The sequence below is a fragment of the Microbacterium sp. ABR10 genome (assembly GCF_057812175.1).
Genome location: NZ_CM173821.1, coordinates 1,271,826 through 1,284,015, shown reverse-complemented (window position 1 = coordinate 1,284,015; position 12,190 = coordinate 1,271,826). Strand labels below are relative to the sequence as shown.

The window sequence follows — 12,190 nt, the reverse complement described above, 5'->3', positions numbered from 1 at the left end:
GTGGCCGCACGGGCCCCCCGGTAGACTCCTCTCAGTGACCCGCACCCGCGCCGAAGCCGCCTACCTGCGCTCGGTCACGGCGTTCAAGAACCCCACGCTCGATCTGCTGCACGGTCGGTTCGCCCCCTTCGTCGTGGCCGTGCTCTCCGTGGTGTTCTCACCCGACAGATCCGCCGTGGCCGTCGCCGACGCGCACGTCGAGGTCGCCGAGGTCATCGACGAGCTGCGCGCCGCCGGTCTCGACACCGACGACGACCGCCGCATCCCCGCCGGTTCCGCGCGGGAGATCTGCCGCGGGTGGGTGCGGGTGGGCTGGTTGGGCCTGCAGATCGAGGACGACGTCGAGGTGTACCGTCTGTCGGCGCACGCCGTGGGGGCTCTCGAGATCGCCGGTCGCGCGGGCGGCGGTCGGGCCCGCGTGTCGCGCTCTCGCGTGCGCACGCTGCTCGAGGCGGTCGAGCGGCTCGCCCGCGACGCCGAGAGCGACCCCGACCGTCGTCGCGAGGTGCTGCTCGCGGAGCGGGAAGCCATCGACGCCGAGCTCGCCGCGCTGGAGGAGGGCGTCGTCGAACCGCTCGACGACGAGCATCTCCTGGAGGAGGCCGAGAACGTCATCCATCTCGCCCGCGAGCTCCCGGCCGACTTCTCGCGCGTGGCCGAATCGATCGCCGCCATGCAGCGCGATGTCGTCGCGGAGCTCCGCCGCGACGTGCGACCCACGGGCGAGGTGCTGCGCGAATACCTCGAACGCGGCCGTCAGGTGATGCAGGCCACCCCCGAGGGCCGGGCGTTCCAGGGGGCGCTGCGCCTGATCGGCGATCCGGAGCACATCGACGACCTGACCGACCAGCTGCACGCCGTGCTCACCCAGCCCTTCTCGCGGCTGATGACCCCCGACCAGCGGGGCGAATTGGATGCCATCGCCCGTCGTGTCGAGGCGGGGGTGCAGGAGGTGCTCACCGCCCAGCGGCGCGCCTCGCACGTCATCACCGCGCAGGTGCGCACGCACGATCCCATCCGCGACCGCCAGGTCGACGACCTGCTGCGCGGAGTCATGGCGGGGCTTCACCGCTGGAGCCAGACGCGCGTGCCCGGACGCGTGGAGCCCGTACGCACCCTGCCGCTCGCCGACATCGGCCATCTCCGGCAGTCGCTCAGCGACGTCCGTCCGAGCGGTGCACCTGAGCCCCTGGCATCCGAGGATCCCGATGCGGAGTTCGCGGGCGTCGACACCCGCGCCTGGGGCGGACCGCACTACGCCGAACTCGAGGCGTACGTCGCCACCCTCGGCCGGGGCTTCGACCTGGCGACCGCGTTCGCCGGTGCCGACGCCGGCACCCGCCGCCCGGTCGACCTGGTGGGCCTCCTCGAGATCATGCACCGCGGCGGCCTGACCGAGACGGACGACGTCTCGATCGTCGAGGCCGTGCGCCCCGACGGCACGACGCGGCGCTTCGCGTTCGGGGCGGTCAGAGCAGAGAACCTCAGAGAAACGGATGCCGATGACTGACGTGGACCTTCGAACACCCGAAACCGACTCCCCGGTGTTCATCGCCCCCGTCGCGATGGAGAACGACCCCGACGCGCTGTTCGCCGGCGACCGCGGCATCCTGGATGCCGAGGTGCGGCGCGTGCTCGTGCGCATTCTGCAGCGCCGATTCCTGCTCGCTGAGAACTCCCCCGCCGAGTGGAATCTGCTGATCGAGCACCAGCAGATGATCGAGTCGCGTCTGAACGACCTGTTCGTGCGTCTCGTGGTGGATCACTCCCGGGGCGTGGCGTACAAGGAGCAGGTCCGCAGCGACGAACTCGACGTGCCGATCCTGTTGAAGGACGAGGCGTATTCGCGCGCCGAGACGCTGGTGCTCGTCTACCTGCGCACGGTGTTCCAGCGCGAGACCACGGCCGGTACCGCCTCGGCCCGCGTCGACGTCGAAGAGGTCGAGCAGACCGTGCTGACCTATTTCGCCGAGAGCGACGGCACGCGCGCCAGCCAGCAGCGCGCCGTGCGCACCGCGATCGCGCGCCTGGACCGCGAGGGCATCGTCGAGGAGGAGTCCGAGGGTCGCTACCGCATCGGCCCCCTGATCGAAGTCGTGCTGAGCGCCGAGACGCTCCGCGAGCTCCAGCAGTGGCTCGACGAGCAGACGCAGGACTTGCCCGTCGAGGTCCCGGCATCCGAGACTCCCGGGAAGGATTTCCTCTCATGACCATGCTCGACACGCTCTTCGGGCTGATTCCCGCCGCGTCCCGTGGGCAGCAGTGGGTCGCCGAAGACCTGCAGCTGGTGAACTGGGGCGGCTACGACGGCACGCACCGCGTGCGCTTCGCGCCGACGGCGACGCTGCTGTGCGGCGGATCGGGATCGGGCAAGTCGACGCTCATGGACGCGTACGTGGCATTGATGATGCCCCACACGACCCCCTTCAACGGCGCGTCGAACGGCGCGGTGGTGGGGCGCCCTCGCGGGCAGGAACAGCGCAACATCCTGTCGTACGGCCGCGGCAAGCTCGACGAGTCGCGCACCGACGAGGGCACGAAGGTGCGGGTGCTGCGCGGCGACGGAGTCGACACGTGGACGGCGATCGCGATGACGTGGGCCGACCACGACGGCGCCCGGTTCACGGCGGTGCGGGCGTGGTACATCCCGGCCTCGGCGCGCACCCTCGACGACGCCGTCAAAGTGCGGGCGACCGTGCACGGAGTGTTCGACCTGCGCGCGCTGGAGCCGGCCGCGCGCACCCATCTGTCGGATGCCGCGGTGCGGGCGACAGGCTTGGACACGCTCGCGACCGACCGCGAGTTCTCGGCGCGGCTGCACGCGGTGCTGGGCATCGGCGCAGCGGGGTCGGGGGCGAAGGCGATGAGCCTGCTCGCCCGCATCCAGGCCGGGCAGCAGATCACCACCGTCGACGACCTCTACAAGCGCATGGTGCTCGAAGAACCCGAGACCCTCGCTGTCGCCGACGCCGTCGTGTCGCACTTCGACGGGCTCGAGTCCACGCGCACGCGCATGCTCGAGGCACGGCAGCAGGTGCGGGCCCTGCAACCGATCCGCGCGATGAAGACGCGTATCGACGAGGCCGCGGAGCGCCTCCGCCTCATCGACGCGCTCGGGCGCTTCGGCGACCCCGCGTCGCGCGCGTCGCTCTGGCGCGCGCAGCGACGGGTCGACCTGCTCGGCTCCGTCGAGGCGGAACTCCGCGTCCGCACGCACTCCACCGACGCTCTCGTGCGCGAACGAGAGGGGCTGGCGGATGCGGCCGAGGCCGAACGCGAGGGACTCGGCGACGTGCTGCGCGCAGCCGGCGGCGACCGGCTCGACGCCGCCCAGCGGGAGCTTCGCGGACTCGAGCGGCGCCTGGCGGGGATGGAACGCGATCGCGAGCGGTTCGAGGCGGCGTTGGCGGTGCTCTCGGTCGAGGTGACAACCGAGAAGCAGTTCGCCGCGGTGGAGGACGACGCGCGGCGCACCCTCGCGGACGCGGATGCCAAGACCGCCGTCCGCGAGGCTTTCGTCGCGGCCAGCGGCACCCACACCGACCTTCGCCAGAAGCTCGCCGCGCTCGAAGCCGAGCACCGCCGCACGCAGACGCGCGACGACAACATCCCGCAGCGCCTGCACGAGGCGCGCGAGGCTCTGGCCGCGGCAGCCGGTCTCACCGCCGCCGAGCTGCCCTTCGTCGCCGAGCTCGTCGACGTCCGCACCGAGTGCGAGCCGTGGCGCGGGGCGTTCACGCTGGCCCTCGGTGGCTTCGCGACGACGCTGCTGGTGGATACCGCGCACCTGGCATCCTTCCGGTCCGCCATCGACGGCGTGCGACTGTCGGAACGTCTGCGGTTCGAGGGGGTGTCGACGGGGCTCCCCGAGCGCACCGGCCTCGACCCCGCGACGCTGCCCGGACGCCTGGATTACCGCCGCTCCCCCTTCACCGGCTGGCTGCAGGACCGGCTCGAGCAGCAGTTCGCGTTCGTGTGCGTTGATTCCTCCGCTGAGCTGGCCGCCCACCGCCTCGCGCTGACCGTGTCGGGGCAGACGAGTCAGGGCACGCGCGGCGCGCACGGCGGATCGACCCGCCAGAGCGTGCTCGGATTCTCCTCCCGTGTGCGCCTGTCCGAGCTCGGCGAGCAGATCGTCGCGGTACGTCGCGACCTCGCCACGGCGAAGGCCGCGGTCGAGACGGCGGCCGCAGCCCTCGATGCGTTCGACGCACGACGCAGCGCCTTCGAGAAGATCGTCGATCTCTCGTGGGACCAGGTCGACGTGGCATCCGTTCAACGCGATCTGGACAGCTGGCACGAGACGATCGTCGAGATCACGGCCGGCAACCCCCGCATCGCCGAGCTGCAGGAACAGATCTCGGGTACCCGCGCCCGCGCCGCGCGGCTGCGCGAAGAGATCGGCGGAGCCAAGACCGAGCAGCAGGCGCTCGCCGCGCGGTGGGCCGAGATCACGGATGACGTGGATGCCGCGCAGATCCTGCTCGAACGTGCGGACGATGCGGGAGTCGCCCTCTCGGACGACGAGCACGCCTATCTCGACAGCCTCTTCGTGGCGCCGGGGGCGGCCGATGCCACGCCGTCGCAGCTGCTGGCACGGTTCGACGCGGCCCTCGAATCCGCATCGAAGCGTCTGCTCGAGGAGCAACGGGCGGCGCAGGAGACCTGGGCCGACCAGCGCGAGAGCCTGCGACGGACGTTGACGGCGTTCATCGACCGGTGGCCGAGTCCCAACCTGCTCGCCGATCCCGACGAGTCGCTCGGCGACTTCGAGCGGATCCTCGCCGATCTCGAGGCCAGCGGCCTGCACGAACTCGAGGCGGAGTGGCGGGATTCGCTGCTGCGGCTGTCGGGCAACGACCTCACGAACCTCGACTCCGCGCTGACGCGGGCCATGCGAGAGATTCGCGAGCGCATCGCCCCGATCAACGACATCATGCAGGACCTGCCGTTCTACGACGACGCGCACCGTCTGCAGATCGTGCCGCGCGAGAGCCAGTCGGAGGTGCGTCGACGGTTCCGACGGGAACTGCGCGAGGTGCGTGCCGCGATCGACGCGGCGGGGTCCGACGAGGAACGCGAGGCCGTGTACGCACGGATGGCCCGGCTCATCGATCGCATCCGCCCGACGGCGCCGGACTTCGCCGACCTCGTCGACGTGCGCAACCACGTGCGGGTGAGCGCCGAGCGCTTCCGCGCCGAGACCGGCGAGCACGTGGCCCTGTACGACCACATCGGTGAGAAGTCGGGCGGTGAATCGCAAGAGCTCATCGCGTTCATCGTCGGCGCAGCACTTCGGTATCAGCTCGGGGATGCCGGAGCCGAGCGCCCTCGCTACGCGCCGGTGTTCCTGGACGAGGCGCTCATCAAAGCCGACGCGCACTTCACCAAGCGCGCGATCGGTGCGTGGCGGGGGCTCGGTTTCCAGCTCGTCATCGGCGCACCGAACGACAAGTACAGCGCGATCGAACCGCACGTGGACGTCGAGTACGACATCTTGAAGGACACGCGGGGGCGCTCGTGGGCGAAGGCGAAGGTGGGGGTGGCCGCGGAGGGGTGAGTCTGCGGGCGGTCGGGGGCGCAGGGTTCGTCGTGGACGAGCGCGTCGGCGCAGAGTTTGGCGCGGACGCGGGCGTCGGAGGAGGGTTGGTCGCGGGCGCGGTCGTTGGCGCGGGGTTTGTCGCGGACGCGGTCGTCGGCGCAGAGTTCGTCGTCGACACGGTCGCTGTCGCGCAAATGGTCGCGATCGCGGGAGTGGCCGCACTCGGACGCCATGAAGGAGATCATCGCTGGGCAGCACGGCGTCGCGGGACGGAGGCGGCGTCACGGTGGCGGCGTTCCCAACGTTGCGGGACGACGTGGCGTCACGAGGGGGCGTCACGAGGGTGGCGTTTGCGTCGACGGCGGGGGTCTGTCTGCGCGCATCGCATTCCCACCCGTCGTCTCGCCGCACGCGCTCACGCCGTACATGACCGTTCACGGGGGTGCGGTAGTTCCTCCGCGCGAGCCGCCGTCGGCGCACGCACCGGTACCCGGTCGTCTAGAACGGCGGCGGGTCTTCATCTATCTCGGAGCCGAGCGGCGATATCCAGCGCACCTCGCCGGTGTCAGGGGCGCGCGACGGGTGCCACCTCGTCTCGTGTCGCAGACGATGGTGATGCCGGCACTCGGGGGCAAGGTTGTCGTCGTCCGTGACGCCGCCTTCACTCCACGCGGTCAGGTGGTCGAGGTCGCAATCGCGCGCGGGTCTGCCGCACCCTGGGAAGACGCAGGTCGGCGAGCTGACTCCGAGCCAGCGGCGAAGCGCGGTGGGGACACGATAGGTCGAGCGGTCCAGAGCCAACGCGGCGCCCGTGACCGGATGCGAAAGCACCCGCACCCAAGACGTCGCTTGCCCCGCGAGACGCCGAGCCGTGTCGAGATCGATCGGGCCGTAGCCGTCGAGGGTGGCGGGTTCGGTGCCGACGCCGAGGAGCGTGAGGGCGGGAACAGTGACGACGATGGTGGCCGGGCGGCTGGTCCGCGTGACGTGCGTCGACCGCGGGGCAGTACTCGGCGCCGTACCGTCGACGAGCGCCCGCGAATCGGAAGCAACCTCCGGTCGCGTCAGCAGATCGGCGACGGCGTCGGCCCGCAGCTGGGCGAGCGTGCGCGTCTCGTCGGGCCCGACCCGCAGCTGGCGGGCGATCCGGTCGACGCGGCTCAGCGCGTCGTGCGCCCGGTCCGCGGGGAGGAGAGCGGTGAGCGTGGCCATGCCATCGAGCTCGGGAGTCAGCCAGACCCCGCGGTCACGAGCCGCACGACGGTGCCGGGCTTCGATCGACTCGCGGTGCACTCGCTCGCGCAGCGCCCGAGCGGCCACGGTGAAGCGCGCAGGCGGAAGACGGAGGGCTCGATCCAGGGCACCTTTGTCGAACGCCCGCCAGGACTCGGGCGTTTCGGACACCGGTGGCGCGTCGTCAGGAGTAACCGCCGGCTGGTCCGCGGGAGGCGCGGTGCCGTCGGGAGTCGCATCGCGACCGTCGACGAGCGGCTCCGCCGGATCGCCGACCGAACCGGGCCGCACAGACGCGGCCGGTGCTGCCTCCTCGGGGAGCGTCGCGGCCAGCCGCGCCGACTCGACCGCGTGCCGCTCGGAGACTCTTCCCTCCGTGAAGGCGGTCCACAGCTCGGGACACCGTTCTTGCAGAACCTCAGCGTGCGCGGCACGGGTGCGTACCGTCTGCTCCGAAAGCCGCAGCCGCGTGGCGATCTCTGCGACGGCCGCGCGCTCCGCCATGTCACGACGGTCGCGACGCACCGCAGCCACCGTGCGGCCGCGCGAGTCACTCCACGCGAGGTCGAGCGTCGGATCCTCGCCGACCCACGCCACGGAGTCTGTGGCGGCCCGCTCGAGAACGAGCCTGATCAGCCGATACTCCTCCGCGGTGGCGCGTTGGCGCACACAAATCTGGCACTCGAGCTCTCGCAGCCAGACCTCGGGCTCGGCACCCACCGAATCGTTGGTGCGCGAAGAAACGTCGAGGATGCCGTCCACGGCGTCCGCGAACGCCGCGCATTCGTCATCGAAGGCCCCCGCTTCGCATTCGCCGGGATCGACGAGTCCCACTTCCACTGCCCATGCCGTGTCGGCGTCGGCTCGCAGGTCGTCGTCGCTCGGCCACGGCACGCCCCACGCCGTGCACACCGACTGTTGCCGGTTGCTCCGAGGTGCCGTGATGTCCATGATCCAACGCTAGCGAGGGGGTCCGACATCGGTCCCGGGCGCCGTTCAGTCCTCGCGAGAGGGGTGCCATCCCCTCACCGCGAGGACAGCGCCGTCCCACCCTCGGCCGAGAAGCGCCGCTCATCCCCGGTAGACGGGCGCCGCTCCATCCCCGGGGTGGTGACATCGGACGCCGCCGCAGCGCCACATCACGCCGCCCCGAGCCGCGAGTGTTTGACTGGGCAGATGCGGGTTGAACGTTGCCGTGCGAGCGACATCGCCGAGCTCACCGCCTTTCTTCGGGCGGTCGATCTCACGCTGAGCGGACTGGACGCGCCGACGGTTCGCCTGTGGATCGAGCGAGACGAGTCGGGCACGATCGTCGGCAGCACAGGTTACGAACTCAGCGTCGATGGCGCCCACGCGTTGATACGTAGCGTTGCCGTCGGCCCGATGCAGCGTTCGCGGGGGCGCGGCCGTGCTCTGGCCCTTCACGCGTTGAACCGCGCGGCCGAGGAGGGTGCGACCACGGCGTGGCTTTTCAGCCGCCGCTCCGGACCGTTCTGGCAGAGCCTCGGATTCGACCCCGCTGCTCGTGAGGACCTCGCGACCGCCCTGGCGGACACTCATCAGGTCCGGTTGTTCCGGGCGACCGGGCAGCTCGCTCGAGAAGCTGCGTGGTCACGGCCCCTCAGCGGGCCGGAGTCGAGCTGCGACGATCCGCTCTAACAGTTGCGATCACGGGAAGTACCGACGCGCAAACGTGGAGTCGACACGACGTCGTCGGTCACACCGTCGCAAAGGCGGCGGAAGCCAGCGCCTCCGCCGACGGCACCCCGACCACCTCGCCCACCCTCCACTCCCCCCACGCGGGCTGCGCCGCAACCTGCATCGCGACCGCGCGCACGAGTCCCACCACGCGTCCCGTCACGGGCGCGGCGCCGGGGTCGAGCGCCCGGCGAACGGCATCCAGGATCCCCACCAGCCGCTCGTCGTGGCATCGGGCATCGTCCGCACCGATCCACGCGAGCACTTCGGCAATGGTCCAATCGGGGCTGACTGGACCGAGAACGAGGGCTTCGTACGCGATGAGTTGGTTCATTGGACCAGAATCGGGGGCTATGACCCACGTCGACAGAGCCACTTCCGCCCTGGTGGACCATCGCACGGCCACGGTGTCGGCGGAGCGCCTGGCCGGGCGTCTGGGCAGATGGGCCAGCGCCGACACCACGCTCGCCGCCGGACTCGCCGACGGCATCGCGCGCCTCGTCCGCGAGGGCGAACTGCGCGGCGGCGACCGCCTGCCCTCGGAACGCACCCTCGCCGCAACCGTCGCCGTCTCGCGCGGAACGGTCGTCAGCGCGTACGCACGCCTGTACGACGACGGCATCCTGGATCGACGCCAGGGAAGCGGAACACGCATCGCCGGCGCCGCCCCGATCGCCGCGCGCCATGCCGCCGGGCGGGGAGAGGCGTTGTACGCCACCCTCCCCTCCAGCATCGACCTGCTGCGGGCCGTGCCCGCGATCTCGCCGCTGGCCGTCGACATCGTGCAACGGCACCGTCCCGTGCTGAACGCCCGCACCGCCGAGGCCGACCCCGCCGGTCTCGCGGACCTCCGCACGGCCATCGCGGCCGCGATGGCGGCCGACGGCACCCCGACGACTTCGGCCCAGATCCTCGTCACGCACGGCGCACAACAGGCGCTCAGCCTGCTCGTCGACGAACTCGTCTCCCCCGGCGACACGGTACTCACCGAGGAGGTGGCCTGGCCCGGACTCACGGATGCCGTGCGGCGGCGCGGCGGCCTCGTGCACGGCATCCGTCTCACCCCCTCCGGCATCGATGTCGAGGCGCTCGAGGCGGCGATCGTGGTGCGCCGGCCCGTACTGATCGCCCTGAACCCGCACAACCACAACCCGACCGGCGTGCAGACCAGTCCTCCGGTGCGTCAGCGCATCGCCGAGCTGTCCGCCGAACACGGGATCACGGTGGTGGAGGATCGCGTGCTCGCCCACGCGTCGTTCGACGGGGTCACCCCGCCCTCGCTCGCGGCCCTCCGACCCGACGCGCCGATCGTCGTCGTCGAGTCGCTGTCGAAGTGGGCCTGGGAGGGTCTGCGGGTGGGCTGGTTGCGTGCCGATCCGGTGCTCGTCCGCCGGCTGCGCGGCCTGCGGCAGAGCAGCGATCTGTCGACAAGCGTGCCCGCGCAGTTGCTCGCGCTCGACCTGCTCGCCGAGGCGCCGGCGCTCCGGCGGGATCTCGCCACGGTGCATCGCGAGGCGGCCGTCGCCGCGGGGAGGCTGCTCTCGGCGCACCTGCCCGACTGGGAATGGCGACCGCCGCGCGGCGGGCTGTGCCTGTGGGCGCGCCTTCCCTCGGGCTCGGCGGGGGCGTTCGGGCGGCACGCGGCGGGCTTCGGGGTGTCGGTCGCGGGCTCCGCCCAGTTCGCCTCCGACATGGATGCCGATGATCACATCCGGATCCCGATCACCCCGGCGCCGCAGGTGCTCGAGGCCGGGATGCAGCGGCTGGGCCGGGCCTGGGCGAGCTACGTCGGGCGGGACGGAGGCCCACTATTATGAAGCGGTGACTTCAGATCTCCCGGAGCGGCGCGTCGTCCCCACCTCCGACATGCTCGCGGCCCTCGCCGTGCCGTCTCGCCTCGCGATCCTCTCCCACCTGCTCTCGGTCGGCGCGCAGACGGCCACGCAATGCGCGAACGCCGTCGGGCTCACGGCATCCAACTGCTCGTGGCACCTGCGGGAGCTGGCGAAGTTCGGGCTCGTCGAGCGATCCGCCGCCGACGCCGGCGACGCACGCAAGCGTCCGTGGCGGGCGACGATCACCGGGATCGACCTCGACGCCGGCGGGGGCCCCGGCGACGATCTCGCGCGAGCCGCCGTGCGCTCGGCGTGGTTCGCCGACACCGACGCCCGCTTCGCCGACTTCCTGCGGCACGAGAGCACGCTCCCTACCGCCTGGCGCGAGGCGGCCGTCATCAGCGACTACGCCGTGCTGGTCACCGCCGACGAGCTCGCGGCGATCGGCACCCGTATCGACGAGATCATCCGCCCCTACATCCGCGCGACCCGGGCTGAGACGCCCGAGGGCGGCGCGGTCGCGTCGGTCTCGATCCGCGGCGTCGTGGATCCCCGATTCATCGACGGCGCGACATGACGGCCGGGACCTGGCGCTATCCCGGCGTGGTCCGTCTCGTCTCGGGAGGAGCCGTCGCCGAGACGGCCGACTGGATGCTGCTGGTCGCGCTCCCTCTGTTCGTGCTCGGCGTCACGGGATCTCCCCTCATCACCTCGATCGTGTTCGTGCTGCAGGCGCTGCTCTCCGTCGCCGCCGCTCCCCTGGCGGGCCTGCTCATCGATCGCGCCGACCCCTGGCATCTCATGGGCGGCACGGCCGCCGTGCAGGTCGTCGCGGTCCTGCCCCTGATCTTCGTCGACTCCGTCGCCGACCTGTGGATCGTCTACCTCGTCGCGATCGTGCAGTCCGTTCTCGGCGCGATCATCGAGCCGGCCCGCCCGAGCGTGGCCGCGGCCCTCGTGCCGCCCGCACACGTCGCCCCGGTGAATCAACTTCTCGGCGTCGGATCGGGCCTCGCTCGTCTCGTCGGCGCCCCCATCGGCGGGCTGGTGCTCGGTCTCGGTGGCGTGAACGCGCTGGTCGTGGCGACCGCCGGGGCCTATGCCGTGGCATCCGCGGTGCTCTTCATCCGCGCGACGAAGCGACGTGATGCCGCGTCTCCCCCGCCCGCCGACCTCGCGCCCCCGCAGACGATGGAGAGGGATGCCACCGGCGCGCCGCCGCGCACCACGTTCTTCGCCGAACTCGGATCGGGTCTGGCCATCGTCGTCGCCGACCGCGTCCTTCGCCGGCTGATGGCGGTGGCGATGCTCATGTCGCTCGCGCAGGGGCTCTTCACGATCCTTTTCGTGCTCTTCGTGCAGCGCTCGTTCGGTGGCGGCGACACCGAGGTGGGCATCCTCCGCGGCATCCAGGCCGTGGGGGCGCTGATCGCCGGACTGGGCCTGATGGGCGTCGTCGGACGCGTCGCGCCGTGGCGGCTGGCCGCGGCGTCCATCCTCGGATTCGGGGTGTTGACGCTCGCGATCTGGAACCTCCCCGCCGTGACGACGTGGTTTCCGGTGTACGTCGTGCTGTTCGCGCTGGTCGGCGCGCCGGGGCTGGTCGCGATGACGGCGATGCTCACGATCGTCGACCGCGAGACGCCCGCGAGCCACAGCGGACGGGTGACGAGCCTGCTCTTCGCGGCGCTGACGGCACTGCAGGCGGTGGGCACGCTGCTCGGGGGGTTCGTGGGGTCGGGGCCGGCGTTCGCGGCCTCCCTGCAGGTGCAGGGGGCGCTCTACGTGGTGGCGGGGCTCCTCGCGCTGACGATGACGCGTCGAGGTTCCCGCTGAGCCTCGGGAATGTCCGCCGGCCTCTCTACGCTGAGGTCAGGGGCAC

The 12,190-nt window shown here is 71.6% G+C and carries 9 protein-coding genes; 7 read left to right on the top strand and 2 right to left on the bottom strand.

The genetic code is table 11. From position 1 onward, the window contains the following. Positions 1-34 precede the first annotated feature (34 nt). Genes ACXKZF_RS05835 through ACXKZF_RS05825 form a run of 3 tightly spaced genes read left to right on the top strand, consistent with a single transcriptional unit; the run spans position 35 to position 5,560 of the window. A complete protein-coding gene (locus ACXKZF_RS05835; RefSeq protein ID WP_488985671.1) occupies positions 35-1,510 on the top strand; it encodes a DUF3375 domain-containing protein in 1,476 nt (491 codons plus the stop codon). Next, positions 1,503-2,210, top strand: coding sequence for a DUF4194 domain-containing protein (locus ACXKZF_RS05830; RefSeq protein ID WP_488985670.1), 708 nt, complete (start codon positions 1,503-1,505; stop codon positions 2,208-2,210). The genes ACXKZF_RS05835 and ACXKZF_RS05830 overlap by 8 nt, the downstream gene beginning before the upstream one ends. Further along, complete coding sequence (locus tag ACXKZF_RS05825) at positions 2,207-5,560, top strand: ATP-binding protein (protein ID WP_488985669.1); 3,354 nt, start codon at positions 2,207-2,209, stop codon at positions 5,558-5,560. Before ACXKZF_RS05830 ends, ACXKZF_RS05825 begins: the two co-directional genes overlap by 4 nt. Positions 5,561-6,040: 480 nt before the next feature. Here ACXKZF_RS05825 and ACXKZF_RS05820 read toward each other — a convergent pair whose 3' ends face one another. Continuing rightward, positions 6,041-7,726, bottom strand: coding sequence for a DUF222 domain-containing protein (locus ACXKZF_RS05820; RefSeq protein ID WP_488985668.1), 1,686 nt, complete (start codon positions 7,724-7,726; stop codon positions 6,041-6,043). Positions 7,727-7,951: 225 nt separating this feature from the next. On the opposite strand from ACXKZF_RS05820, the gene ACXKZF_RS05815 reads away from it, so the two are divergent. Continuing rightward, the gene (locus tag ACXKZF_RS05815; RefSeq protein ID WP_055957604.1) at positions 7,952-8,434 is read left to right on the top strand and encodes a GNAT family N-acetyltransferase; all 483 of its coding nucleotides are present in this window, start codon (positions 7,952-7,954) and stop codon (positions 8,432-8,434) included. Between the two features lie 58 nt (positions 8,435-8,492). Here the strand turns inward: ACXKZF_RS05815 and ACXKZF_RS05810 are convergent, their stop codons facing one another. After that, complete coding sequence (locus ACXKZF_RS05810) at positions 8,493-8,807, bottom strand: hypothetical protein (protein WP_055957608.1); 315 nt, start codon at positions 8,805-8,807, stop codon at positions 8,493-8,495. Between the two features lie 19 nt (positions 8,808-8,826). Between ACXKZF_RS05810 and ACXKZF_RS05805 the strand changes: the two genes are divergently transcribed. Genes ACXKZF_RS05805 through ACXKZF_RS05795 form a run of 3 tightly spaced genes read left to right on the top strand, consistent with a single transcriptional unit; the run spans position 8,827 to position 12,144 of the window. Continuing rightward, the gene (locus ACXKZF_RS05805; RefSeq protein WP_488985667.1) at positions 8,827-10,290 is read left to right on the top strand and encodes an aminotransferase-like domain-containing protein; all 1,464 of its coding nucleotides are present in this window, start codon (positions 8,827-8,829) and stop codon (positions 10,288-10,290) included. A 4-nt stretch (positions 10,291-10,294) separates the two neighbouring features. Then, a complete protein-coding gene (locus ACXKZF_RS05800) occupies positions 10,295-10,885 on the top strand; it encodes an ArsR/SmtB family transcription factor (RefSeq protein ID WP_055957615.1) in 591 nt (196 codons plus the stop codon). After that, on the top strand, positions 10,882-12,144 hold the full coding sequence (locus ACXKZF_RS05795; protein ID WP_488985666.1) for an MFS transporter: 1,263 nt from the start codon (positions 10,882-10,884) through the stop codon (positions 12,142-12,144). Before ACXKZF_RS05800 ends, ACXKZF_RS05795 begins: the two co-directional genes overlap by 4 nt. Positions 12,145-12,190 lie beyond the last annotated feature (46 nt).

What these genes read in the sequence shown, in the direction of transcription:
- ACXKZF_RS05795 (WP_488985666.1), top strand. Translation starts at nt 10,882, where the DNA reads ATGACGGCCGGGACCTGGCGCTATCCCGGCGTGGTCCGTCTCGTCTCG.
- ACXKZF_RS05815 (WP_055957604.1), top strand. Translation starts at nt 7,952, where the DNA reads ATGCGGGTTGAACGTTGCCGTGCGAGCGACATCGCCGAGCTCACCGCC.
- ACXKZF_RS05830 (WP_488985670.1), top strand. Translation starts at nt 1,503, where the DNA reads ATGACTGACGTGGACCTTCGAACACCCGAAACCGACTCCCCGGTGTTC.
- ACXKZF_RS05825 (WP_488985669.1), top strand. Translation starts at nt 2,207, where the DNA reads ATGACCATGCTCGACACGCTCTTCGGGCTGATTCCCGCCGCGTCCCGT.
- ACXKZF_RS05820 (WP_488985668.1), bottom strand. Translation starts at nt 7,726, where the DNA reads ATGGACATCACGGCACCTCGGAGCAACCGGCAACAGTCGGTGTGCACG.
- ACXKZF_RS05805 (WP_488985667.1), top strand. Translation starts at nt 8,827, where the DNA reads ATGACCCACGTCGACAGAGCCACTTCCGCCCTGGTGGACCATCGCACG.
- ACXKZF_RS05810 (WP_055957608.1), bottom strand. Translation starts at nt 8,807, where the DNA reads ATGAACCAACTCATCGCGTACGAAGCCCTCGTTCTCGGTCCAGTCAGC.